This is a genomic window from Streptomyces xanthophaeus (assembly GCF_000725805.1).
Taxonomy (GTDB): Bacteria; Actinomycetota; Actinomycetes; order Streptomycetales; family Streptomycetaceae; genus Streptomyces; species Streptomyces xanthophaeus.
Window position 1 is genome coordinate 46,296 of the sequence record NZ_JOFT01000012.1, and the last position, 23,189, is coordinate 69,484.

Here is a 23,189-nt window from a genome sequence, read left to right on the forward strand (position 1 = left end):
CTCGGCGGGGTGGCCGGGTGGGCGGTAATGGCTTCGACGGCGATGGTCCGGCTGGATACGCTCAACTGCCGTGATCAGCTGGAGGGGGCAGGCGTGAGCCAGTACTTCGACGTGGGTGAAGAGACCCTGTGGAATCCGTCCAACGGGGCGTCCCGGATGTTCCGGCGCCAGGTGGCGGTCTTCGAGGCGGAGCTGGAGCTTCCCTCGGGCATCGCCCCGATGGAGAACGACGAGTGCCAGATCGACCCGGCCGTCTTCGAGGTCTTCGTCCACGCCCTGCTCGCGCAGCACCGCAGGACGGGCCACGCCATCGTGCTCGCCCTCTCCGAGGGCTTCACCGCCACCGTGCTGGTCCTGGCGGAGCGTGCCGGGATCAGGGTGGACTGGGTGCACCTCGGGGCCGCCCCGCAGGGCCCGCTCACCGATGTGCAAGTGACCGCCGGCGCCGGGATGTCCGCCCCGGCCGAGGGTGGCGCCTGGGGTGCGGCGCTGCGCGAGAAGGCGTACGAGCTGGGGCGGCGCATGCCCTGCTGACCCGGTGTCCCGGGGCCTGGGGAGCAGGCCCCGGAAGCGGGCCGGCCGCGTCCGTCGGGGGACGGGCGCGGCCGGGTGGTTCCGGGGCGGTGTCAGTGCTTGCCCCGGGCCTTCTTCATCTTGTCGTCGGCCTTGGCGACCATTTCCTCGGCCTTGCCGCTCATCCGCTCGGAGCTGCCCTCCGCCTGCATGCGGTGGTCGTCCATGGCGCTGCCCGCGGACTCCTTGAGCTTGCCCTTCATCTGCTTGGCCTTTGCCTTTGCCTTGCCCATGACGAGGTCGTTCCTTCCTGGGAGGAATGTGCATGCCCACCATGCGTCCGGAGCCGACGCGGCGCAATCTATGACAAAACGGGTCAGGCGGGCTGTGTCGGGCCGTTCCCTGCGGTGTCCGGCAGCCGTTCGATCGCCACCATCGCGGCGTCGTCCCCGAGGGTGTTGCCGACGGCGTGCGCGAGCAGGTCGGCGCACAGGTGCTCCAGGAGGGCGTGCGGGCCGGCTCCGGACCGGGCGGCCGCGCGTTCCTCCAGCGGGAAGAAGGCCCCCGACCTGTCGCGGGCCTCCAGTACGCCGTCCGTGTAGAGGAGCAGCACGTCGCCGGCCTCGAAGCCGAACGTCTGCGCCTCGGCGGGGGATTCCACCAGGCCCGCGAGGCCGAGCGGCGGCGCCGGCAGGTCCACCGCGAGCGGGAGGGCCCGGCCGTGGCGCAGGAGCAGCGGCGGAGGGTGGCCGCAGCTGACGAGGTGCAGGACCGGGTCCCGGTCGGGGATCTCCAGGACGGCCGCGGTGATGAAGCTCTCGCCCCGGTCCTGCGGGTCGTCGAGGTCCGGGGCGACCGCCCCCTCCAGGTACGCCACCAGCCCCGGCAGGCCGGATTCCTGGTGGGCGGCGGCCCGGAAGGCGCCGAGGGTGAGGGCGGCGTCGCCGACGGCCTCCAGGCCCTTGCCGCGGACGTCGCCGATGATCAGCCGGGTGCCCGTGGCCGTACGGGCGGCGGCGTACAGGTCCCCGCCGATCTGCGCCTCGGCCGCGGCGGCCAGGTAGACGGAGGCGACGTGGAGCGGACCGATGCGGTCGCGCAGCGGACGCAGCACCACCTGCTGGGCGGTCTCGGCCACCGTGCGCAGCTGGACGAACTCCTTCTCGTGCACCTCGCGCAGATGGGCGAAGAAGGTGACGAACACCGAGATCATGATGAGCGCGATGATCTGGAACGTGTGGTTCAGATCGGTCAGGCTGGTCCGTGCGACGGCGACCACGGACTGGGCCAGTACGGCGACCAGACCCACGAAGCCCGTCATCCACGGCCCCGCGAAGGAGGCCGTGACGGCGGGGGCCGCGGCCAGGAAAGGGCCGAGGTGGACCTCGGGCGGGGCGATGACGTCGACCACGGTCACCAGGGCGATCAGCGCGAACGGGACCGCGAGCTGCGCGCGGCCCAGCTGCCGGAACCGGTCGCGGTGCTGGTGGGGTGGCCGGAGTTCCATCCCCCCTGCATACACTGCGCGGCCGCCGCAGGCCCCCAGGCCAGGCCGTGGGCGGCGCGGCCGTGCTCCGGCTGGTGGCCGAGGGGCAGTCGAGGGTGCGGCCGAGCGCGACGCGGACCCCGCTCCCGGAGGTCGTTCCCTGAGGCTGCTCCCTCCGGGCCGCTCCCTCCGGGATGAGCGGCCCGGAGGGAGCAGGAACGATGCGTCAGGCGGTGGAGGCGGCAGACGTGGTCGAGGGCGCCGAGACGGTCACGGCCTCCGGCCGCCGCTCGTCCTGCTGCGCCGAGGTGCGCGCGGGGAGCAGCCCCTCCAGTGCGAGGGCGCCGGGCCCCGTGAAGACCAGCAGGAGGAAGGCCCAGCAGAACAGGGCGGAGGCTTCGCCGCCGTTCTGCAGCGGCCACAGGGCGTCCGGCTGGTGCGCCGTGAAGTACGCGTAGGCCATCGAGCCGGAGGCGATGAAGGCGGCGCTGCGGGTGCCGATGCCCAGCAGGACGAGGGTGCCGCCTGCCAGCTGAATGGCGGCGGCGTACCAGCCCGGCCAGGTGCCGGCCGCGATCGTGCCGCCGCCGTGCGCCCCGCCGAGGACGCCGAAGAGGGAGGCGGCGCCGTGGCAGGCGAAGAGCAGCCCTATGACGATCCGGAACATACCGACGGCATAGGGCTGGGCGGAGTTGAGACGTCTGTTCATGGGGGGAGTGCTCCTTCGGTTGGGGACGGGTCCCGAAGTGCAGGCCGCAGTTCAGCGGAAGGTGAGCACAGGTTAGGTAGGCCTAACTAAACTGACAAGGTCGACTTCTGGCCACCTCCGGCGCGGGCCGGCCCGGCAAACGGAACCCGACGGGCGGCCGGGCCGCCCCGCCCGGAGCGACCCGGTCCGCCGGCGGGCCGCACGCCGCCGACGGGCCGCACACCGCCGGCGGGCCGTGCACCGGTGGCGGCCCGCACACCGGTGGTGTCCGCTGGGGGGATGAGGCTCCTCCCAGGGCGCGGCTGGTGGTCCGGGCTGCCGCCCGCCGCGGGCGCCGCCGTGATGGCCGCCGGCATCCTCTCGGTCGGGCTGGACCTGACCGGCCACGAGGTCCTGTCCCTCGCCGCGCTGGCCCTCGCCGTGGCGCTGTGGTGCGTGCTCGCCGTGGACTTCGCCCACCGGCTGCTGAAGGACCGCGGCCGGTTCCGGGCCGAGGCCGACACCCCGGCAGCCCTGACCGCCGTCGCCGCCACCACCGTGATCGGTGCGCGGGTGGCCGTGCTGGGCCTGTATGAGGTGGCCGCCGCCCTGCTGGCACTGGCCGCCGTCCTGTGGCCAGGGCTGCTGTTCCACGTCCTGCGCCACTGGCGGCACCGGATGCCCGGCGCCGCCTTCCTCGTCTGCGTGGCCACCCAGGGCCTCGCCGTCCTCGCGGCCGTGCTCGCCACCGAGGGGCACCACGACTGGCTGGCCCGGGTCGCCCTGGCCGCCTTCTGCCTCGGCCTGCTGCTCTACGCAGGGGCCCTCGTGCGCTTCGACTTCCGCGAGGTCGCGGGCGGCGCGGGCGACCACTGGGTCGCGGGCGGCGCCCTGTCCATCTCCGCCCTGACCGGAGCCAAGCTGACCGCCTCACCCGTATGGACCGGCTGGACGCACGATGCGCTGCGCACGGTCACGCTGGTCACGCTCGGCCTGTCGCTGGTCTGGTACGCGGTCCTGCTCGCCGCCGAACTGCGCCACCCGCGGTCGCACTACGACGTGCGCCGCTGGGCCACCGTCTTCCCCCTCGGCATGACGGCCACCGCCTGCCTCTCCGCGGCGCAGCCGACCGGGGTGGGCTGGCTGCGCCCGCTGGGTGAGGTCCTGCTCTGGATCGCCGTGGGCGCCTGGCTGCTGACCTTCACCGCGCTGGTCGCCTCCCGCCGGGCCGCCCGCCCGGGCTGATCCCCGTACGCGCCCGGAACCCGAGGACCGCCACCCACACGAGCAGGACGACCGCGGCCAGCAGCGCCCACCGGGCCCCGTGATGCAGCATCAGCAGGCCTCCGGCCAGCGCCCCGCAGAGCAGGGCCCCCACGGAGACCAGACGGCGTACGGAGGCGGCTCCCCACGGGTCCGCGGCCAGGCCGGTCAAGGTGCGGGTGACGACCGTGGTGGTCAGGTCGGGGACGGCGAGCCGGTGCACGACGGCGTTCTGCAGCCCCATGCCGAGGGCCAGCAGCCCGACGACGGCCGACTGCCCGGCCCCGGCCGCCGCCGTGGTCGTCGCGAGGGCGGCGGCCACGAGGACGGCCTGCGCGGCGACGAGCGGGCCGAACATCCACTGCGCCGTACGGTCGCGCCGCAGCCGCCCGGCGGCCGTCGCCCCGGCCAGGAACGCGCCCAGCGCCAGGAGGGAGGCCGGGGCGGAGAGTTCCCGGTCCCCGGCGAGCGCGAAACCGAGGAAGGCCACGTTCCCGGTCATGTTGGCCACGAAGACGTGATCGAGCCCGAGGAAGCTCACGGCGTCCACCAGCCCGCTCACGAAGGTGAGCACGACGAGCAGCGGCGGCAGCACCCCGTGCGGCCCGTGCACCCCGTCGGGACCGTCGGGGCCGCCCGATCCGTCGGGCCCGCCCGGGCCGTCGGTACCGCCCGAGCCGTCCTGCCCGCCCGAGCCGCCCGGCCCCGCCGGGAAGAGCAGCGCGGCCAGCGGCCGCAGGATGCCGCGCCGGGCGGTCGGCGTCATCGAGCCCCTTCCCAAGGGTCCGTCGGGTCCGGGTTCTTCCGGTGGCAGCCGCGGACGGGTGTCAGTAGGGTCCCGGCATGGCCTACACGTTCCAGGTGACCATCGACTCGCCCGACCCGCACCCGCTCGCCGACTGGTGGGCCGACGCCCTCGGCTGGGAAGTCGAGCCGAGCGACGAAGCCTTCATCCGCGGCCTGATCGCCGCGGGCCACGCGACCGAGGACGACACGACCACCCACCGGGGAGTCCTCGTCTGGAAGACGGGCGCGGGGATCCGCCACCCGGAGGGCCTGGAGCGCGCACCGCGCATCCTCTTCCAGTACGTCCCCGAGGCCAAGACGGTCAAGAACCGCGTGCACCTCGACGTCCGCACCGGGTCCGACGACCCGAAGGCCGTCGTCGAACGCCTGCTGGCCAAGGGCGCGACCTTCCTCCACGAGGGCAACGAGGGCCCCTCCGTCTGGACCACCCTCACCGACCCCCAGGGCAACGAGCTCTGCATCTCCCATTAGCGGCCACTAGGCTGCGCCGGGTGAACGTCATCCTCTTCGGTGCGACCGGCATGATCGGCCGGGGCGTGCTCCGCGAATGCCTGCGCGACGACTCCGTCGAAAGCGTCCTGGCCGTGGGCCGCACCCCCCTCGGCGTGAGCCACCCCAAGCTGCGCGAGCGGGTGCAGGAGGACCCGTCCGACCTGTCCGCGCCGGATCTGGACCTCACCGCCTACGACGCCTGCTTCTTCTGCCTCGGTGTTTCCTCCGTCGGGATGAAGGAGGAGGCGTACCGGCGCGTCACCTACGACCTGACGCTCGCCGTGGCCCGCCCCCTGGCCGCCGCCGACCCGGACCTGACCTTCGTCTATGTCTCAGGCGAGGGCACGGACAGCACCGGCCAGGGCCGTTCGATGTGGGCCCGGGTCAAGGGGGAGACCGAGAACGACCTGCTGGAACTGCCCTTCCAGGCCTACATGTTCCGCCCCGGGATCGTCCAGCCCGTGCGCGGCATCCCCTCCAAGACCCGGCTCTACCGCACCCTCTACGCCGTCACCGCACCGCTGATCTCCCTCCTGCGGCGCGTCGCGCCGAACCTCGTCACCACCACCGAGGACATCGGCCGCGCGATGATCGCCGTCGCCACACCGGGCACCGGGATTCCCGGCCGCGTCCTGCGCCCCGCGGACATCAACCGGCTCGGTGCCGCGGCCGCCGGACACCGCTGAGCACCGCAGACCATCGAGAGCCGGACATAATTGAGTACCGGGCACCCTCTCCCGCACCTGAGAATGGACCATCTCAATCCGGGAGGAACCCATGAGCCAGGAGCTCCTGACTCTGCATGACCTGGTGCCCGCGCAGGCACTGGCCGAGTCGATCGCCGCCGGGTACGTGACCCGCAAGTCGCACCCCGAGCTGCCGCTGTCGATCTACACCTACACGCGGTCCGCCCAGTACGAGGGCGTCTGGAACCAGGTCACCACGCGCTGCCGCGGCCTCGTCGCCGACGACACCACCGGAGCGGTCGTCGCCCTGCCGCTGCCGAAGTTCTTCAACGTCGGCGAGCACGAGGCCGGCATGCCGTACGCGCCCGCCCTCCCGGACGAGCCGTTCGAGGTGTACGACAAGGTCGACGGCAGCCTCGCGGTGGTGTTCCACTACGCCGGCCGCTGGCGGGTCGCCTCCAAGGGCTCCTTCGTCAGCGCCCAGGCGACCTGGGCCCAGCGGCGCCTCGACACCAAGGACACCTCCGCCCTGCGCCCGGGCGTCACCTACCTCGCCGAGATCCTCTACCCGCAGAACCGCATCGTCGTGAACTACGGCGACCGCCGGGACCTCGTCCTCCTCGCCGCCTTCGGCCTGGACGGCACCGAGGTGCCGCTCACCGAGGCCGCGCCCCACTGGGAGGGCATCGGCTCCGTGGTCACCGTGTGGCCCGCCATGCCGCTGGCCGAGCTGATGGCGCTGACGGAGTCCAACACCCTGCCCGGCGGCGCCACGGCCACCGGCACCGACGCCGAGGGCTTCGTCCTGCGGTTCGCCTCCGGTGTGCGCGCCAAGGCCAAGCTGGCCGAGTACGTGCGCCTGCACCGGGTCCTCACCGGCGTCAACGAGCGCGACATCTGGCGCAGCTACGGCATCCAGCGCTTCGCCGGCCTGCCCGTCAACCGCCTCGCGCAGGGCCTCAACTGCACCGCCGCCGAAGTCGAGGCCTCGGGCGGCAAGCCGCTGGACGCGCTGCTGGAGCAGGTGCCCGACGAGTTCGACGCCTGGGTGCGCGAGGTGATCGCCCGCCTGGAGGGCGAGGCGGCGGCGCACGAACGCGCCATCGACGAGGCCTACGCGGGCCTCGTGCACCTGGCCGCCGACCGGGGCGCCTTCGCCCGCGCCGTCAAGGAACTGCCGGACCGGCAGGTCCGGCCCGCGATGTTCCTGCGGCTCGACGGCCGTTCGACCGAGCTCACGACCTGGCGCCACGTACGGCCGGAGACGGCCGACCCGTACACCAGCGACGAGGAGGCGGCCGAGACGCCGGACGGAGCCGAGACGCCGGACGGAGCCGGCCGCGCCGCGCCGAAGGCCCCGCCGCGCGCCGTCGTACCCGCCGCTGCCCGCCCGGCGGCCCCGGCCGCACGGCAGCCCGCCGCCCCGGACACCGGGGCGCAGCATGCCGTCGCAGCGCGGACCGAAGAGCAGGAAGCCGCGCTGCCCGTCGTCCACGTGATGACCGGACTGCCGGCCTCCGGCAAGACGACCGCCGCCCGCGCCCTCCAGGCGCAGTCCGGCGGCCGGATGCGCCGCGTCAACCTCGACGACCTGCGGGCCATGCTCGACCTGCCGGACCCCGAGCGGGGCCGGTCCTTCGCCCACGAGAAGACCGTGCTGGAGGTCCAGGACGCGGCGGTCCGCGCCGCCGTCGACGGCGGGTTCGACGTGGTCGTGGACAACACCCACCTGACCAAGAACATCCCCAAGCGGCTCAAGGCGGCGGTCGGCGGACTCGCCACCTTCGTCGTGCACGACTTCACCGACGTCCCGCTGGAGGAATGCCTGCGCCGGGACGCCGCCCGGGAGCGACAGGTCGGCGAGGAGATCATCCGGATCCTTGCGGACAAGCACCAGAAGGCCCGCAAGGGCGGCTGGCGGCTCACGTCGGAGTGGATGAACGGCGTGTCCGGCGGGGCCGCCGTGCCGCCCGTGCAGACGTACGTCCCCGACCCGGCGCTCCCCTCGGCCGTGATGTGCGACATCGACGGCACCCTGGCGCTGCTCGGCAACCGGGGCCCGTACGACTTCTCGCGCTGCGAGCTCGACGTGCTCAACGAGTCGGTCCGCCACGCTCTGGACGCCTTCCGGCGGGCCGACGGCGACGTGATCGTGCTGCTGTCGGGGCGCAGCGAGGAGCACCGCCCGCAGACGGAGTCCTGGCTGCGGCGGCACGGGGTGCCGTACGACGAGCTGTGGATGCGCGCGACCGGTGACACCCGCCGCGACGACGTGGTCAAGGCGGAACTGTTCGACGCTCACGTCCGCCACCGCTACGCGGTCCGGGTCTCCCTCGACGACCGCGACCGGGTCGTGGCCGTCTGGCGCCGGATGGGCCTGCCCACCTGGCAGGTCAACTACGGCGACTTCTGAGGGACGTGACGGGTGTGCTGCTGATCGTGGACGCCGCCAATGTCGTCGGGTCCGTACCCGACGGCTGGTGGCGGGACCGCCGGGGCGCCACCGAGCGGCTGCGCGACCGGCTGGCCGCCCGGGACGAGGGCGAGGAGATCGTCCTCGTCGTCGAGGGCGCCGCCCGGGGCGTCGGGTCCGTGCCCGGAGTACGGGTGGACCCGGCGCCCGGCAGCGGCGACGACCGGATCGTGGAACTGGCCGCAGCCGCGGCCCGTGAGGACCGCGGCTGCGTGGTGGTCACCGCGGACCGTGCGCTGCGCGAACGGGTCCGGGCGTACGGGGCGCAGTGCCGGGGACCGCGTACGGTCCGCCCGGCGGACTGACCGGGAGGGTCAGCGGCAGTACTGCACCGGGGACTGGTTCTTGACGTAGCGGGCGGCGACCCAGCGCTCCGCGCCGTACTGGCGGCCCTTCGCGGCGGGGCCGTTCTGCCAGTCGCCGTTGCCGTTCTGGCCGTTCTGACCGTTCTCGCCGTTCTGACCGTTCTGACCGTTCTGACCGTTCTGGCCGTTCTCGCCGTTCTGCCAGTCGTCCGTCCCGTCCGCCAGGCGGTACCAGATGCGGTTCCCGTCGACCGACTCGCCGTACTTCTTGCAGTCGATCTCGACCGTGCGGTTCGGGTACACCTTGCCGACGCTCTCCGAGCGGGTGGTCGGCTTGCTGCGGACCGTCAGCGCGCCGCGCGAGACGACCTTGCCGATCACGGACCTGTACGCGGCTGCGCCGGCGGCGGTCTCGTGCGCGGGCAGGGTGGACACCGGTCCCTCGTCCGCGACGGACACGCCCGCCCCGACCAGACCGAGCACCAGGCTTCCGGTGGCGAGAGCGAGGATGGTCCTGGTGGGCTTCAGCATGAGCCGGCTCCTCTACGAAAGACGTCCGCCCGGCCGCGGCGTGCGGCGCGGGGCGGCAACCAGGGGGTTGCCACGGACGACTATGGCCACGCAAGGGCGTACAGCCCGGATGACTCACCGCCGTTACGTCCGATATGCCCCATCCGGGGCATCGGTCATCGGTTCGGTCGGCCCAGCGATCCCGGCGCACCCGGCCTGCCTGTCCGGCGTCCCGGCGCAGACGGGGACGCGGCCGTGCCCTCCCCCGAACGGGCACGGCCGCGCGGCGGGCCCCCGGGGGGCAAGGGCCGGCGCCGGCGGAAGGGCCGGCACGACCGAATCTACGCACGGACACCCCTGCCCCGCGCCCGTCCACGGGTTGAAACCGGCTACCCCTCAGGTGGGTCACCCTGTACAACCAGGGGGGTACACCGAGGGGGTTGAAGTGCAGTGGTCCGTACATCCGGTGGCGGCGCGGACCCGCGCCCTGCTGCCGGTCGTCGGCGAGGTCGTGTGGGCGGTCGGCTCGCTGTGGATGTCCGCCGACCTGCTGCACAACTGGCCCGACCCGAACGACTACTGGCGGGACAACGACGCGCTCGCCTACGCCCTGCTCGCCGCGATCTACCTGCCGCTCGTACTGCGTCGCCGCCATCCCGTGGCCGTACTGGTGAGCACCGGGCTCTGCGTCAGCACCTACTTCACCCTCGGCTACTACCACGTGGTCGCCGCCTGTTCGATGGCCACCGCCCTGTATACCGTGGCCTCCCTGCGGCCCCGCCGGGTCTCCCTCCGGTGCGCGGCCGTGACGCTCGCCGTGCTCCTGTGGGGCACCCGCCTCGCCGAAGCGGGGGTCGTGGCGATGAGCGCGGCCTTCGTGACCGTCGCCACCGTCGTCTGCTGGGTCGCCGGTGACGGATCGCGCCGCCTGCGCGAGCTCACCCGGCAACTGCGCCTGGAGCAGGAGGACAAGGCCCGACGCGCGGTGGCGGAGGAACGCATCAGGATCGCCCGGGAACTGCACGACGTCATCGCGCACCACGTCTCGGTCATCTCCGTCCAGACGGGACTCGCGGGATACGTGTTCACCTCGGACCCGCCCACCGCCCGCCGGGCCCTGGACACCATCGGCGACAGCGCGCACGAGGCCCTGGCGGAGATGCGCCGCATGCTGGTGGTCCTGCGCGAGACGGACCCGGCCCGCGCGGCGCACACGGCCCCCGAGACCTCCGGGCTCGGGCGGCTGGACGACCTGGTCAAACGGGTCGGGGAGGCCGGGGTGCCCGTGGACGTACGGATCACCGGGACGGCGTACGACCTGCCGCCCGGGATCGACCAGTGCGCCTACCGGGTGGTCCAGGAGGCCCTCACGAACGTGATCAAGCACGCTCCGGACGCCCGGACGACCGTCCGCGTCCACTACGCCGCCGACGAGGTCCGTGTACGCGTCAAGGACGACGGAAGTGCCCGCCCGCGGCCGCGCTCTGCGGACTCCGGCCGGAAAGCTGCCGGTCAGGGGTTGATCGGAATGCGCGAGCGGGCGACGATCTACCACGGCACCGTGACCGCGGAACCCGCCCCGGACGGCGGATTCGAGGTCAGCCTGCGGGTACCCGTGCCGCGGCCGGGCCGTGGCGCATGAGCAGGGCCGGAGCCGTGACAGCAGCCGTACACCGGGGGAGGAGGGCAGGCCGATGCCGCGCGTGCTCGTCGTCGACGACCAGTTCCTGATCCGGTCCGGACTGACCGCCCTGCTGACCGCCGCACCCGGCTTCGAGGTCGCCGGAGAGGCACAGGACGGCGAGGAGGCCGTCCGGCTCGCCGCCGGGACCCGTCCCGACGTGATCCTCATGGACGTCCGGATGCCCGGTGTGGACGGCATCACCGCCACCGAGCGGATCCTGGCCGCGCACGGCGAGGCACCCGGTCGGCCCAAGGTGCTGGTCCTGACGACCTTCGACTCCGACGAGTACGTGCTGCGGGCGATCAGGGTCGGTGCCGACGGCTTCCTCCTCAAGGACACCCCGCCCGACCGGCTGCTCGCCGCCATCACCACCGTGCACGCCGGCGAGATGCTCTTCAGCCCCCAGGCGCTGCGCGGACTGATCGACACCTACGCGGCCCCCGCCCCGCGGGTCCCGCACCCGGGCCTGGGCGCCCTGACCCCGCGCGAACGGGAGGTGCTCGGGCTGGTCGGCGCCGGGCTCTCCAACGCCGACATCGCCCGGCGGCTCTTCCTCAGCGCGGCCACCGTCAAGACCCACGTGCACCGCTGCATGAGCAAGCTGGAGGTCTCCAGCCGGGCGCAGGCCGTGGTCGTGGCCCACGAGTTCGGTCTCGCCGCCCGGATGCCCTGACCGCAGGGCCCTGCGGATGCGGGCGGCGGCGGGCGGCGCCAGAGTGGGTGCCATGGGTATCGAAGACTACGGCGGCGGCGCAGGGGCCCACGAGAGCGGCGTGCTCGTCGTGACGACCAACGACGTCCCCGGCTACCGGGTCGAGCAGGTCATCGGCGAGGTCTTCGGACTCACCGTGCGCTCCCGCCACCTGGGCAGCCAGATCGGCGCGGGACTGAAGTCGATGATCGGCGGCGAGCTGAAGGGCCTCACCAAGACCCTGGTGCAGACCCGCAACCAGGCCATGGACCGGCTCGTCGAGCAGGCGAAGGCACGGGGCGCGAACGCCGTGCTGATGATGCGCTTCGACGTGACCGACGCCGCCGACGTCGGCACCGAGGTGTGCGCGTACGGCACGGCCGTCGTCCTCGTCCCCGCCTAGGCCGAAAGAGACGACCTGGGCGGTCTCGCCGTCCCATCCGCACCACCCGTGTACGTAAGTCCAGGACAGCGCTCCGCTTTGTCCATGGGCCTTCCCGGTACCCGGTCCGCAAGCTGTCAGGTCAGTGAGCGGACCGCCGGGCCTTCCTGCCGCGCGGTCCCGCGCCCAGGAAGCGCCGATTCCCGGAGGCCCGATGCGAACCCCCCTCTGGCCGGCCGCAGCCGCGGTGGCCGGTCTGGTCGCCACGCTGGTCGTGGCCGCGCCCGCCGGCCCCGCCGTGGCGGCCGCCCCCGTGACGATCACCTCGCCCGAACTGTCCGTGAGCGTGGACAGCGGCTTCCCCCGCGTCATCTCCTACACCCGGCGCGCCACCGGGGACGTACTGCACGGGAACGAGGACACCCTCGGCTCGATCCTCGTCAACGGGACCGTCCACACCCCCACCGTGACCTCCACCCCTTCCGCCTCCGGCGTGGACTACGCGCTCGCCTTCTCCGGGGTGACCATCAGGTCCCGCCTCTCGGTGACCGGCGCGGTCGTGGAGTTCAAGGTCACCGCGATCGAGGACACCGCGGCCCTGCGCGTCCGCAGCCTGGCGATACCCGACCACAACCTCGTCAGCGTCCGCAGCGACCAGCCCGGCGCCGCGCTGTCCACCGCGACCATGCACACCGCCACCACCGGCACCGGGGACGCCTTCACCCCCGTCACGGCGAACACGCCCGCCGATCCCGCCGCCACCACCGTGATGTACGGCCTCGTCAACACCGGCAAGCTGGCCGCCGCCATCGACTCCAACTCCCTCTACGACACCCCCTCCGGCGGCACCGCGCGCGAGAACGGCCGGATCAGCAAGCGCGTCACCGACCAGGGCGGCTACCGCCGGGCCGGACTGTGGAGCGGCGCCTGGCTCCACCGGGCCGCGGGCGCCGCCGACGGCGACACCGAGCCCCTCCCGTACGCCCGCGTCGCGATCACCGGCGACCGCAACGCCGACTCCGTCGTCGACTGGCAGGACGCCGCCGTCGCCCACCGCGACATCTGGACGGCGCCCACCGGCTGGCAGGACACCGCGGACCGGGTCGTGCAGCGGATCCCCTTCAACTTCGCCTCCCAGGCCACGCACCCCTTCGCGCAGACCCTCGACGAGACGAAACGGGTCAGCCTGGCCACCGACGGCCTCGGACAGTTCGTCCTCCTCAAGGGCTACGCCTCCGAGGGCCACGACTCCGCGCACATGGACTACAAGAACGTGGGCTCCAAACTCGGCGGAGCCGTCGACCTCAACACCCTCATCACCGCCGGCCACGCCTACAACGCCGACTTCGGCGTGCACGTCAACGCCACCGAGGAGTACCCGGTCTCGGCCACCTTCGACCCGGCCCGCCACAGCGGAGGACTCGGCTGGGACTGGCTCGACCAGTCGTACTACGTGGACACCCGCAAGGACGGCCAGTCCGGGCAGCGCCTGCGACGCCTCCAGGACCTCAAGGCCGCGGCACCCGGACTCGACTTCCTCTACGTGGACGTCTGGTACGGCGACGGGTACGTCTCGCGGCGGCTCCAGCGCGAGATCGGGGGCCTCGGCCTCCAGCTGACCACCGAGTTCCCCAACACCCTGACCGAACAGTCCCTCTGGCACCACTGGGCCACCGACGTCAACTACGGCGGCAGCGACCTGAAGGGCATCAACTCCACCATCGCCCGGTTCATCGCCAACCACGCCAAGGACGACTGGATCGCCCGCAACCCGCTGCTCGGCGGCGCCGAGATCACCGCCTACGAGGGCTGGCAGGGCAAGAAGGACTACGCCGCCTTCCTGAACACCACCTTCGCCGTCAACCTGCCGACCAAGTACCTCCAGCAGTCCCCGATCGTGAAGTGGACCGCCGACACGGTCACCCTCGCCGACGGCACCACCGTCACCGCCACCGGCAACAAGCGGCAGATCACCACCGGCGGCCGCACGGTCCTCTCCGGCGACGCCTACCTGCTGCCCCGCGACGGGAAGCTCTACCACTGGAACGACAAGGGCGGCTCCACCACATGGACCCTGCCCGCGGGCTGGAGCGCCCCCAAGCTCTACGCCCTCACCGACACCGGCCGCCGCCTCGTCGGCGACCTCCCCGTCGGCGCCGGCCGCCAGATCACCCTGGACGCCACCGCCCGCACCGCCTACGTGGTCACCGACGCCGCCGCACCCGCCCAGGCCGACCCCCGCTGGGGCGAGGGCACCCCGGTCAAGGACCCCTCCTTCTACGCGGGCGACCTCACGGCCTGGGACGTGAGCGGGACCGGCGCGGCCGTCACCCGCAACGCCCAGGGCCAGAGCGAGCTCACCTTCGCCCCCGGGTCCGCCCCGGCCGTCTCCCAGCAGCTCACCGGCCTCACCCCCGGCACCTACGCCGCCTCCGTCTGGGTCTCCACCCCCACGGGCCGGGCAGCCACCCTCACCGTCACCCCGGCCGGCGGCTCCGCCGCATCCGTGTACGCCGACTCCTCGCCCCTGACCAACAGCCTCGGCGGCAGCGAGAAGAACGGCACCAGGATGCAGCGCATGAAGGTGTTCTTCGACGTCCCGGCGGGCCGCTCCACCGCCGCCCTCAGCCTCTCCGCCGCCGCCGGACCCGGCACCGTCCAACTGGACGACGTACGCGTGGTCCGCTCCGCCCGCACCCCGCTCGGCAGCCACTGGTTCGCCGAGGACTTCGAGAACGTCGACGCGGGCTGGGGCCCCTTCGCCTTCGGCGGCGCGGGCGGCTCGGCCACCGACCCGCGCACCCACATCGCCCAGCGCAACGCCCCGTACACCCAGGCCGGCTGGAGTGGGAAGCTGGTCGACGACGTGATCTCCGGGCAGAACTCCCTCAAATCGCACGAGGAGCGGACCGGGCTGGTCTACCGGACCCTGCCGCAGACCCTGCGCCTGGTCCAGGGCCGCTCGTACCGGGTGACCTTCCGCTACGAGAGCGGATTCGGCGACGACTACCGGTTCGTCACCGGCTCCGGAGCCACCGAGTCCGCCACCGCCCTCGGCCAGGCCCGTACGCCCACCACCTTCACCAGGACCTTCACGGCCGGGGCCGACGCCTGGATCGGCGTCCGCAAGGTCACCCCCGAGAACTCCCACAACGAGGCGGACCTCGTCCTCGACGACCTGACGGTGGACGACCTCGGACCGGGCGGCGGCGGTGAACTCCTCGTACCGCAGGGCCAGATGACGGTGAAGGCCGTCGACAGCCAGGAGACCGCCGCGGAGAACGGCAGCGCCGCGAACGTCCTGGACGGCGACCCCTCCACCATCTGGCACACCGCGTGGTACACGAGCACCGCGCCCCTGCCGCACGAGATCACCCTGGACCTCGGCGCCCCGTACAACGTCTCGGCCCTGCACTACCTGCCCCGCCAGACCCAGAGCAACGGACGCATCGCCGGCTACCAGGTGTTCACCTCCGCCGACGGGACGGCCTGGACCACGGCGGCGGCCTCCGGCACCTTCACCGACACCACGGCCCAGCAGACCGCCTCCTTCCCCGCCCGCACCGCCCGTTACGTCAGACTCCGCGCCACGAGCGAGGTGACCGGCAACCCCTGGACCTCGGTGGCCGAACTCAACGTCGCCCACCGGCCGTAGAAGTCCCGTCCGGCCCGTCCCGCACGGGGCGTCCGGACGGCAGACTGGACGGCGTGACGACACTGGACAAGGGTGCGCATCTGCTGGTCGTGGCGAAACGGATCAGGGCCGTCCTCGGCTGGTCGGCCGGGGACGGGGTACCCGAGGTGGACGCGTCCGCGCTCCTGCTCACGGGAAGCGGACGCGTCCGCTCGGACGACGACTTCGTGTTCTACAACCAGCCGCGGCACGCCTCCGGAGCCGTCCGCCACCAGGGCAGGCGACCCGGTGCCGACACCGTCGAGGTCGATCTCGGCGCGCTGGAACCGGAGATCCAGCGCGTGGTGCTGTGCGCGTCCGCGGACGGCGGCACCTTCGGCCAGGTTCCCGGCCTGAACCTGCGCCTGCTCGACGCGGTGACCGGGATCGAACTGGCGCACTTCGCGATGGAGGCGGCCACCGAGACCGCGTACGTGAGCGGTGAGCTCTACCGGAGGTCCGGGGCCTGGAGGTTCAGGGCCGTGGGGCAGGGCTACGCCAGCGGACTGGCCGGCCTGGCCACGGACTTCGGCATCACCGTGGACGAGGACCCGTCCCCGACGGCCGCACCGCCCCCGCCCGCCCCGACGAGCCCGCCACCGCGGTCCGTCGAGGTGGCGGCCGGGCCCGGTGTCCGGACGGCCCGGGGCGAGGAACGGCTGCCCGCCGACATGCTGGCCCGGCTGTCCCTGCGCAAACAGCAGGTCGCCGTCAGCCTGCGCAAACACGGCGTCACCGCGCTGACCGCCCGCGTCGTCCTCGTCCTGGACGCCTCCGGCTCGATGACCGGCCACTACGCCCGCGGCACCGTCCACGGCGTCGCCGAGCGGATGGCGGCCGTCGCCGCCCAGCTCGACGACGACGGGCAGATGCAGGCGTGGACCTTCGCCTCCCACCCGGCCCGCCTCCCCGACCTGGTCACCGCCGAACTCCCCGAGTGGCTGCGCCTGCACGTACGGGTCGGCCAGTACGGCCTGTTCGGCCGCAGGAAGTCGGCGAAGGGACTGGAGCCTGGCCAGATCGACATGCGGACGGTCGGCATCGGGAACGAGGAGCAGAAGGTCATCGCACAGGTCCGCGCCTACGTACGCGCCCACCCCGTGCCGGATCCGACGCTCGTCCTGTTCTTCTCCGACGGCGGCGTGTACCGCAACGCCGAGATCGAGCGGGAGCTGCGCGCGGCCGTGGAAGAGCCGCTGTTCTGGCAGTTCATCGGCCTCGGCCGGGCCCAGTACGGGGTGCTGGAGCGCTTCGACACGCTGCCGGGGCGGCGCGTGGACAACGTGGGCTTCTTCGCGGTGGACGACATCGACACGCTCTCCGACGCCGAACTGTACGACCGGCTCCTGTCGGAGTTCCCGTCCTGGATACGGGCCGCCCGGCAGGCCGGGATCCTACGGTGAAGGGGGTCGCGCGGGGCCCCCTCAGCGGACCGGCCCGCGCACCGACTGGAGCGCGCGGAACCGGACGGGCGCCATGCCCACCCGGCGGCTGAACAGGCGGCTGAAATAGGCCGGGTCCTCGTAGCCGACCCTCCGGGCGACCCCGGCGACCGGCAGGTCGGTACGGGCCAGCAGCTCCTTCGCCCGGCTCAGCCGGATGCCCAGCAGGTACTCCTTCACCCCCTCCCCGGTGCTGCGCCGCACCGCGCGGCGCAGCTGCGGCAGCGGCATCCCCAGCCGGGCGGCGTGCCCGGCCACCGATATCGGCAGCAGGGCGTCCCGCGCCAGGGTGTCCATCACGGTCTCGCCCTGCCGGGAGACCTCGGCCCGGGCGTAGCGCAGGGCGACGAGCAGGGCGTGCACGGCCGCCGCGGCCTCCACCTCCAGCAGCGGGCCGCCGCGCCGGGCGGCCCGGACGATCCCGTCGACGACGTGCTCCACCCCGGCCGTCCCGCTCAGCGGCACGAGCGGGCGCTCCGGGGTGACGTAGCCGAGGTCGGTGTACGCCGCCGCGCTGGCGCCGGTGAAGTCCACGAAGCACTCGTCCCAGCCGGTCCGCGGATCGGGCCCGTAGTGGTGCTCCACACCGGGCACGAGCCACAGCAGCGCGGGCGCGGTCACCGGCTGGGCGGGGCGTCCGCCGTGACTGAACCAGCCACGGCCCCGCGTCACGACCACGGCGACGTGGTGGTCGAGGGCGCGGGGTCCCACGACCGGGAGCGCCCCGCGCTGCACGCCCACTCCGAGGCAGACCAGACCGAGTCTGCGGTGGTTGGCGGTGGGGGAGAAGTAGCGCATCCAGCTGCTGTAAGGGGGCGTCGCCATCTGCGGATTGTGATCCACGGGGCCCGGCGCCTCAAGGGGCCGTCGGCGTCCGGTCGTCACCCGGCTCCGGCGCGCTCCCGCCGGCGGCCGCGGCGGTACGGGCGGCCTCCGCAGGGCCGGCCGCGACGGCGCCGCCTCCGGCACCGCCCGTACCGGCACGCCTGCCGGTACCCGCATCGCCTGCACCGGCAGGGCGCGTACCGGCACCGCCCGCACCCGCACTGCCCGCACCCGCACTGCCCGCACCCGCACCGCCCGCACCCGCACTGCCCGCACCGGCAGGGCCCGTACCGCCCGCGCGTTGCGGGCGCAGGCCCGCCGCCAGGCCGGCGACCACCACGGCGAGGCCCAGCCACACCGCCGGGCCCGGCACGCCGCCGCCCGTCAGGACCCCCGCACCCGCCGCGGCCAGCGGCGCGACCCCGGTCAGCAGACCGGCCCGGCCCGCGCCCACGGCGGCCACCGTCCGGTACCAGAGCAGGAAGGCCACGGCCGTCACCATCACCGCGAGGTACCCGACGGCCGCCCACTGCTGCGGCCCCACCGAACCCAGCCGGGAAGGGCTCTCGAAGAGGACCGTCAGGACGGCCAGCATCACCGCCCCCATCCACACCGCGTGAACCGAGACGCCCCAGGGGCCGTGCCGGCGCAGCACCGGCACGGCGAGCAGCGTGAACCCGGCCTCGCAGCCCAGCGCCAGCGCGGCCCAGGCCACCCCCGCGGCGTCGGTCCGGCCCGTCCCCTCCACGAGCACGGCCCCGGCCACGACGACGGGCGCCGCGAGCAGCACCTGACGGCTCGGGCGCCGCCCCTCCAGGAACGGCCCGAGCACCCCGAGCAGCACCGGTACGGAGGCCACCGCGACGGCGATCACGGCCGGTTCGGCATGCGAGACCCCGCGCACGACGGCCACGTTGAACAGCACCAGCCCGGTCGCCGCGATCCCGGCCAGCCACAGCCACTCCCGGCCCCGGGGCCGCAGCAGCGGCACCCGGGCGGCCCGCGCCAGGGCGAACAGGAGCAGCGCGGCGACGGCGTACCGGACGGCCTGGGTGGCGAAGAGCGGGGCGTCGACGAGGGAACGGGAGACGGTGACGCTGCTGCCGACCAGAGCCATCCCGGCGATACCGGGCGCCAGGGCCCGCAAAGGAGAGGGAGGTGTGTTCATGAAGTCCAGGCTGGGCCCACAATGGTCCGGTGAGCAGGTCCAATGAAGGCGTGGTCCAGGGGTCCAAAGCTGATGCCCCTCGGAGCGGGGCCGACGCCGGGCGCGGCGGAGCGGGTACGTCCGGGGAGGCCGGGTCGGACTTCCTCCAGCTCGACATCGGACGGGTCCCGGCGGGCGGCCGTACCGAGTGGCTGGCGGGCCGGCTGCGCGCGGCCATCGCCGACGGGACCCTGCCGGCCGGCAGCAGGCTCCCGGCCAGCCGGGTGCTCGCCGCCGAACTCCAGGTCTCCCGCGGCCTGGTCACCGAGGCCTACCAGCGGCTGGCGGAGACCGGCCAGGTGTCGGGCCGCGGCCGGGCGGGCACGGTGGTCGTCGCGGTCCCGTCCCGTGCCGAGCCCCCGGCCCAGCCCCCGGCCGGTTCCCCGGACGGTTCCCCGGCCGGGGGACCGCGCGCGACGGGCGCCGGGGCCGGACCGGTGGACGCCCTGCGCGCCCTGCCCTGCCGGATCGACCTCTCGCCCGGAGTCCCGGACCTCGCCGCCTTCCCCCGGACCGCCTGGCTCCGGGCCGAGCGCCAGGTGCTCGCGGACCTCACCCCGGCCGACTTCGGCTACGGCAACCCGCAGGGCGCGCCCGCCCTGCGCGAGGCGGTCGCCGGCTGGCTGGCCCGGAACCGGGGGATCCGCGCCGACCCCGGCGAGGTGGTGATCGTGGCCGGGGTGGCTCAGGCCCTGGCCCTGCTGTCCCAGGTACTGCGCGAGGCCGGAGTGACGCGGCTCGCCGTCGAGGACCCCGGTTCGCTCGGGGCCAGGCAGCAGCTGGAGTACGGGCAGCTGGAGCCGGTCCCCGTGCCGGTCGACGGGGCAGGGCTGGACGTGGCCGCGCTCCGGGCGAGCGGGGCCCGGGCCGTCCTGCTCACCCCGGCGCACCAGTTCCCGACCGGGGTGGTGCTCGACGGGGACCGGCGCCGCGACCTGCTCGGCTGGGCCGCCGACGGAGGGCTGGTCATCGAGGACGACTACGACGCCGAGCACCGCTACGACCGCGCCCCCGTCCCCGCGCTGCGCGCCCTGCTGCCGGAAGCCGTCTGCTACGCCGGGAGCGTGTCCAAACTGCTGGCCCCGGCCCTGCGGCTGGGCTGGCTGCTCGTCCCCGCGCGCCACCGTGACGCCGTGCTCGCCGCCAAGCGGTACGCCGACCTGGGCAACCCGGTCCTCGCCCAGCTCGTCCTCGCCCGGCTGATGGACTCGGGCGAACTGGAGCGGCACCTGCGCTTCCTGCGCCGCCGTCACCGCCGCCGCCGGGACGCCATGCTGCGGGCGCTCCGGGACCGGCTGCCCGGCGCCCGGGTGCACGGCGCGGCGGCCGGACTCCACCTGACGGTCACCTTTGACGGGGACGCCTTCGAGGACACCGCCCTGGCGTCGGCCGCCCTGGACCTCGGCGTCAAATGCCACCCGCTGTCCTGGCACCGGTTCCGCCCGGGCCCCCCGGGCCTGATCCTCGGCTACGCGTCGGGGCCCGTCGCCGAGATCGAGGAGGGCATCGCCGTCCTGGCCGCCGCGCTGCGCCGGATCAGGCCCTGACCTCGGTGCAAGGGGCCGCGGGCCGTGCTGCGAGGATGCCCGGGTGCGAGAGCTGAGCGAACTGACCGACGTAGCGGATCCCGCCTGGCCGGAGCTGCGCGAGGAACTCGCGGGCGGCGCCGCCCGGCCCGAGCTGCTGGCCGTCGACGCGGACCGCGGCAGGGCCTGCCTCCTCCAGCTCCAGATCACCGCGAGGTCGTACCTGGGCGCCTTCGTCCTGCACTGCGGCGGCCTGCTCCTGGACGACGGATGGCTGCGCGTCTACGGCAGCCCCGCCCCCGGCAACGCCCGGGGACTGCCGGGCTTCGCCCGGGTCAACGGCTTTCCCGAGGACTTCGACCCCGACTGGCGGGCCGGGGCGGGGCTGGTGCTCGCCCACGACCTGCTCGGCGGTGTCTTCCTCCTCAACGGCCCGGACCCCGCCGGGGCGGGCCTGCCCGGAGCGCCCGGCGAGGTGGTCTACTTCGCCCCGGACTCCCTGAGCTGGGAGCCGCTGGGGGCGGGGCACGGGGCCTGGCTGTCCTGGACGCTCTCCGGGGCGCTCGAACAGTTCTACGCGGAGCTGCGCTGGCCCGGCTGGCGGGACGAGGCCAGGGAACTGGCCGGGGGACAGGGCCTGTCGTTCTATCCGCCGCTGTGGTCCGGCGAGGCCCGACAGGACCTGTCGGCGGCCGGCCGCCGCGCCGTCCCCCTCGCGGAGCTGACCGGAGCGAGCCGGGCCACGGCCGTCCAGCTGGACGGATCGGACCCCGGATTCCTCGGTCTGCCGTGATCCGCAAGGTGCTGTCCGCGGCCCGGGAAAAGTTTTTCGCGATCAGTGGCAACCTCGGGGAGGGTCGTGCGTCGTGCGGGGGTGAGGGGCGCGGTTCCGCGTCCTCGACCCGACCGTGGAGAACCACCGTGAAGAACCTGAAGCGCGCCCCCCAGCCCGTCCGCCGTGCGGTCGTCACCGCGGCCGCCACCGGGGTGTTCGTCGCTCTGGCCGGGCCCGCCTTCGCCGCGGGCGGGGCCTCGGCCACTCCCGCCCCGGCCACCAGCTCCGCGCCGGGCGCCCCCGCGCCGGCCGTCAGCACCCCGGCCAAGCCCGCCCCCGCCACCAGCACCCCGGCCAAGCCGGCCCCGGCGGCGAGCGCCAAGCCCACCCCGTCCGTGTCGACGCCCGCCACCGGTGCCAAGCCGTCCGCGACGCCCGCTCCCTCCGCTCCGTCCTCGGCCGCCCCCTCCGCGGCCCCCGCCGGGACCGAGCTCGCGGAGACCGGCTCCTCCGCGACCACCATGGCCCTGGGAGCCGGCGCCGCCGGCCTGATCCTCGTCGGCGCCGGCGCCCTGTACACGGTGCGGCGCCGCGCCAACGGCTGAGGAATCCTGTGCTCCAACTCGTACTGCCCGCCGGCCCCGCCGCGCCCGTCCCCGTACGCCTACGCGCGCACCCCCGGCCCCGGCCCGGCGTCCGGCCCCGCCGAACCGCAGCCGCCCACGGTGTCCGAGCTCTACCACGCGCACCGGCTGCGGATGGTCCGTCTCGCCGTGCTGCTCGTGGACGACCTGGCCACCGCCGAGGACGTGGTCCAGGACGCCTTCACGGCGATGTACCGACGCCACGGGGAACACATAGGCGAGGTCGACAACGCCCTGGGCTACCTGCGCACGGCGGTGGTCAACACCTCGCGTTCCGTCCTGCGCCGCAGGCGCACCGTCCGGGCCTGGACCCCGCCCCCGCCAGCCGACGTACCCTCCGCCGAGCAGCACGTGGTCCTGGACGAGGCCCACCGCGAGGTACTGGCCGCGCTCGGGCGGCTCAGCCCGCGCCGCCGCCAGGTCCTGGTCCTGCGCTACTGGGCCGACCTCAGCGAGGCGGAGATCGCGACGACCCTCGGGATCAGCCGAGGAGCGGTCAAATCGAACGCGAGCCGCGGCCTGGACGCGCTGGAACGGATCCTGGAGGGACGGATATGACGCGCGACGGCGAACGCCCCGTCGAGCACCGGCTGCGGCAGGCCCTGGACGCCCGCGCGGACGGGATCGACATCCGCCTGCTGCGCCCCGCGGATCCGCCGGGAGCGCACCTGCGACGGCTGCCCGCCGCGCGGCTGCGGCTGCGGCGTTTCACGCTGCCGCTCGCGGGCCTGGCGACGGCCGCCGCCGTGGGCGTCGGCTACCTGCTGCTGGCGCCCGACCCGGCTCCGGGTCCGACGCTTCCGGCCACCCCGCCCCACCTCACGGATCCCGGCCCGTCCCCGGAAACCCCGAGTCCGCGCCCGCCGCAGACCTCTCCGAAGCCGTCCTCGGGTGCGGAGCCGACCGCGAGCCCGGCTGCTCCGGGGCGGTCCACGACGCCCGGAACGGGGCCCTCGCGGACGCCGGGCGCACCGCCCTCGCGGACGCCGGGCTCCCAGCCGTCGATCTCCGCGCCGCCCCCGACGCCCTCGTCGGCGGCCTCGGCACTTCCGACCCCTGCGCCTTCGGCGACCCGGCCGGCGGCGGCAGGCGGCGCCGCGCCCTGAGGGACTGGCGT

At 74.2% G+C, this 23,189-nt stretch carries 23 protein-coding genes; 16 read left to right on the plus strand and 7 right to left on the minus strand.

Translation table 11 applies throughout. The annotated features are described in order from the left end of the window. Positions 1-93: 93 nt before the first annotated feature. Positions 94-534 carry a DUF6086 family protein gene (locus IO30_RS0106090; RefSeq protein WP_031140055.1) on the plus strand — a complete coding sequence of 147 codons (441 nt, stop codon included), beginning with the start codon at positions 94-96 and terminating at the stop codon, positions 532-534. A 92-nt stretch (positions 535-626) separates the two neighbouring features. Here IO30_RS0106090 and IO30_RS0106095 read toward each other — a convergent pair whose 3' ends face one another. The 3 genes from IO30_RS0106095 to IO30_RS0106105 all read right to left on the minus strand — a co-directional run bounded on the left by IO30_RS0106095 (position 627) and on the right by IO30_RS0106105 (position 2,708). Next, the gene (locus tag IO30_RS0106095) at positions 627-806 is read right to left on the minus strand and encodes a CsbD family protein (protein WP_031140057.1); all 180 of its coding nucleotides are present in this window, start codon (positions 804-806) and stop codon (positions 627-629) included. A gap of 83 nt (positions 807-889) precedes the next feature. After that, positions 890-2,020, minus strand: coding sequence for a PP2C family protein-serine/threonine phosphatase (locus IO30_RS0106100; RefSeq protein WP_031140059.1), 1,131 nt, complete (start codon positions 2,018-2,020; stop codon positions 890-892). 205 nt (positions 2,021-2,225) lie between these two features. Next, complete coding sequence (locus IO30_RS0106105) at positions 2,226-2,708, minus strand: DoxX family protein (RefSeq protein ID WP_031140061.1); 483 nt, start codon at positions 2,706-2,708, stop codon at positions 2,226-2,228. 279 nt (positions 2,709-2,987) lie between these two features. Between IO30_RS0106105 and IO30_RS0106110 the strand changes: the two genes are divergently transcribed. After that, complete coding sequence (locus tag IO30_RS0106110; RefSeq protein ID WP_051859019.1) at positions 2,988-3,932, plus strand: tellurite resistance/C4-dicarboxylate transporter family protein; 945 nt, start codon at positions 2,988-2,990, stop codon at positions 3,930-3,932. Here the strand turns inward: IO30_RS0106110 and IO30_RS0106115 are convergent. Beyond that, positions 3,889-4,716 carry a YoaK family protein gene (locus IO30_RS0106115; protein WP_063768416.1) on the minus strand — a complete coding sequence of 276 codons (828 nt, stop codon included), beginning with the start codon at positions 4,714-4,716 and terminating at the stop codon, positions 3,889-3,891. The two genes, IO30_RS0106110 and IO30_RS0106115, sit on opposite strands and share 44 nt — an antisense overlap. A gap of 77 nt (positions 4,717-4,793) precedes the next feature. Here IO30_RS0106115 and IO30_RS0106120 point away from each other — a divergent pair, with 77 nt between their 5' ends. The 4 genes from IO30_RS0106120 to IO30_RS0106140 all read left to right on the plus strand — a co-directional run bounded on the left by IO30_RS0106120 (position 4,794) and on the right by IO30_RS0106140 (position 8,713). Beyond that, complete coding sequence (locus IO30_RS0106120; RefSeq protein ID WP_031140068.1) at positions 4,794-5,228, plus strand: VOC family protein; 435 nt, start codon at positions 4,794-4,796, stop codon at positions 5,226-5,228. Positions 5,229-5,248: 20 nt separating this feature from the next. Continuing rightward, positions 5,249-5,935: a Rossmann-fold NAD(P)-binding domain-containing protein gene (locus IO30_RS0106125; protein ID WP_031140070.1), complete on the plus strand. Its 687-nt coding sequence runs from the start codon at positions 5,249-5,251 to the stop codon at positions 5,933-5,935. Between the two features lie 91 nt (positions 5,936-6,026). After that, on the plus strand, positions 6,027-8,348 hold the full coding sequence (locus tag IO30_RS46760; RefSeq protein ID WP_237403367.1) for a phosphatase domain-containing protein: 2,322 nt from the start codon (positions 6,027-6,029) through the stop codon (positions 8,346-8,348). Then, a complete protein-coding gene (locus tag IO30_RS0106140) occupies positions 8,345-8,713 on the plus strand; it encodes a PIN domain-containing protein (RefSeq protein ID WP_031140072.1) in 369 nt (122 codons plus the stop codon). The genes IO30_RS46760 and IO30_RS0106140 overlap by 4 nt, the downstream gene beginning before the upstream one ends. A gap of 9 nt (positions 8,714-8,722) precedes the next feature. On the opposite strand, the gene IO30_RS41690 is transcribed toward IO30_RS0106140, so the two are convergent. Next, positions 8,723-9,244 carry an SH3 domain-containing protein gene (locus tag IO30_RS41690; protein WP_051901961.1) on the minus strand — a complete coding sequence of 174 codons (522 nt, stop codon included), beginning with the start codon at positions 9,242-9,244 and terminating at the stop codon, positions 8,723-8,725. A gap of 424 nt (positions 9,245-9,668) precedes the next feature. Here IO30_RS41690 and IO30_RS0106150 point away from each other — a divergent pair, with 424 nt between their 5' ends. From IO30_RS0106150 to IO30_RS0106170, 5 genes are all read left to right on the plus strand, one after another. Further along, on the plus strand, positions 9,669-10,865 hold the full coding sequence (locus IO30_RS0106150; RefSeq protein ID WP_237403365.1) for a sensor histidine kinase: 1,197 nt from the start codon (positions 9,669-9,671) through the stop codon (positions 10,863-10,865). Between the two features lie 52 nt (positions 10,866-10,917). Beyond that, positions 10,918-11,580, plus strand: coding sequence for a response regulator (locus tag IO30_RS0106155; protein ID WP_031140078.1), 663 nt, complete (start codon positions 10,918-10,920; stop codon positions 11,578-11,580). A 52-nt stretch (positions 11,581-11,632) separates the two neighbouring features. Further along, positions 11,633-12,001, plus strand: a complete 369-nt coding sequence (locus IO30_RS0106160; protein WP_031140080.1) for a YbjQ family protein — start codon at positions 11,633-11,635, stop codon at positions 11,999-12,001. Between the two features lie 193 nt (positions 12,002-12,194). Beyond that, positions 12,195-15,635, plus strand: a complete 3,441-nt coding sequence (locus IO30_RS0106165) for an endo-alpha-N-acetylgalactosaminidase family protein (RefSeq protein WP_051901962.1) — start codon at positions 12,195-12,197, stop codon at positions 15,633-15,635. Between the two features lie 53 nt (positions 15,636-15,688). After that, complete coding sequence (locus IO30_RS0106170) at positions 15,689-17,056, plus strand: VWA domain-containing protein (RefSeq protein WP_031140083.1); 1,368 nt, start codon at positions 15,689-15,691, stop codon at positions 17,054-17,056. A 21-nt stretch (positions 17,057-17,077) separates the two neighbouring features. On the opposite strand, the gene IO30_RS0106175 is transcribed toward IO30_RS0106170, so the two are convergent. Continuing rightward, complete coding sequence (locus IO30_RS0106175) at positions 17,078-17,920, minus strand: helix-turn-helix domain-containing protein (RefSeq protein WP_051859016.1); 843 nt, start codon at positions 17,918-17,920, stop codon at positions 17,078-17,080. Positions 17,921-17,951: 31 nt separating this feature from the next. Next, positions 17,952-19,088: a DMT family transporter gene (locus IO30_RS0106180; RefSeq protein WP_237403364.1), complete on the minus strand. Its 1,137-nt coding sequence runs from the start codon at positions 19,086-19,088 to the stop codon at positions 17,952-17,954. Between the two features lie 29 nt (positions 19,089-19,117). On the opposite strand from IO30_RS0106180, the gene pdxR reads away from it, so the two are divergent. The 5 genes from pdxR (at position 19,118) to IO30_RS45265 (ending at position 23,178) form a co-directional block, all read left to right on the plus strand. Further along, the gene (gene pdxR / locus IO30_RS0106185) at positions 19,118-20,674 is read left to right on the plus strand and encodes a MocR-like pyridoxine biosynthesis transcription factor PdxR (protein ID WP_237403363.1); all 1,557 of its coding nucleotides are present in this window, start codon (positions 19,118-19,120) and stop codon (positions 20,672-20,674) included. Between the two features lie 43 nt (positions 20,675-20,717). After that, the gene (locus tag IO30_RS0106190) at positions 20,718-21,446 is read left to right on the plus strand and encodes a DUF2625 family protein (protein WP_031140092.1); all 729 of its coding nucleotides are present in this window, start codon (positions 20,718-20,720) and stop codon (positions 21,444-21,446) included. Between the two features lie 128 nt (positions 21,447-21,574). Beyond that, positions 21,575-22,033: an LAETG motif-containing sortase-dependent surface protein gene (locus IO30_RS47560; protein ID WP_051859015.1), complete on the plus strand. Its 459-nt coding sequence runs from the start codon at positions 21,575-21,577 to the stop codon at positions 22,031-22,033. A gap of 3 nt (positions 22,034-22,036) precedes the next feature. Beyond that, a complete protein-coding gene (locus tag IO30_RS0106200; protein ID WP_078904574.1) occupies positions 22,037-22,630 on the plus strand; it encodes an RNA polymerase sigma factor in 594 nt (197 codons plus the stop codon). Then, positions 22,627-23,178 (plus strand): hypothetical protein, encoded by a 552-nt coding sequence (locus IO30_RS45265; protein ID WP_031140097.1) that lies wholly within the window; start codon positions 22,627-22,629, stop codon positions 23,176-23,178. Before IO30_RS0106200 ends, IO30_RS45265 begins: the two co-directional genes overlap by 4 nt. The last annotated feature ends 11 nt before the right edge of the window (positions 23,179-23,189 follow it).

What these genes read in the sequence shown, in the direction of transcription:
- IO30_RS0106100 (WP_031140059.1), bottom strand. Translation starts at nt 2,020, where the DNA reads ATGGAACTCCGGCCACCCCACCAGCACCGCGACCGGTTCCGGCAGCTG.
- IO30_RS0106180 (WP_237403364.1), bottom strand. Translation starts at nt 19,088, where the DNA reads ATGAACACACCTCCCTCTCCTTTGCGGGCCCTGGCGCCCGGTATCGCC.
- IO30_RS0106115 (WP_063768416.1), bottom strand. Translation starts at nt 4,716, where the DNA reads ATGACGCCGACCGCCCGGCGCGGCATCCTGCGGCCGCTGGCCGCGCTG.
- IO30_RS0106175 (WP_051859016.1), bottom strand. Translation starts at nt 17,920, where the DNA reads ATGGCGACGCCCCCTTACAGCAGCTGGATGCGCTACTTCTCCCCCACC.
- IO30_RS0106120 (WP_031140068.1), top strand. Translation starts at nt 4,794, where the DNA reads ATGGCCTACACGTTCCAGGTGACCATCGACTCGCCCGACCCGCACCCG.
- IO30_RS0106165 (WP_051901962.1), top strand. Translation starts at nt 12,195, where the DNA reads ATGCGAACCCCCCTCTGGCCGGCCGCAGCCGCGGTGGCCGGTCTGGTC.
- IO30_RS0106110 (WP_051859019.1), top strand. Translation starts at nt 2,988, where the DNA reads ATGAGGCTCCTCCCAGGGCGCGGCTGGTGGTCCGGGCTGCCGCCCGCC.
- IO30_RS46760 (WP_237403367.1), top strand. Translation starts at nt 6,027, where the DNA reads ATGAGCCAGGAGCTCCTGACTCTGCATGACCTGGTGCCCGCGCAGGCA.
- IO30_RS41690 (WP_051901961.1), bottom strand. Translation starts at nt 9,244, where the DNA reads ATGCTGAAGCCCACCAGGACCATCCTCGCTCTCGCCACCGGAAGCCTG.
- IO30_RS0106105 (WP_031140061.1), bottom strand. Translation starts at nt 2,708, where the DNA reads ATGAACAGACGTCTCAACTCCGCCCAGCCCTATGCCGTCGGTATGTTC.
- IO30_RS0106155 (WP_031140078.1), top strand. Translation starts at nt 10,918, where the DNA reads ATGCCGCGCGTGCTCGTCGTCGACGACCAGTTCCTGATCCGGTCCGGA.
- IO30_RS0106160 (WP_031140080.1), top strand. Translation starts at nt 11,633, where the DNA reads ATGGGTATCGAAGACTACGGCGGCGGCGCAGGGGCCCACGAGAGCGGC.
- IO30_RS45265 (WP_031140097.1), top strand. Translation starts at nt 22,627, where the DNA reads ATGACGCGCGACGGCGAACGCCCCGTCGAGCACCGGCTGCGGCAGGCC.
- IO30_RS0106095 (WP_031140057.1), bottom strand. Translation starts at nt 806, where the DNA reads ATGGGCAAGGCAAAGGCAAAGGCCAAGCAGATGAAGGGCAAGCTCAAG.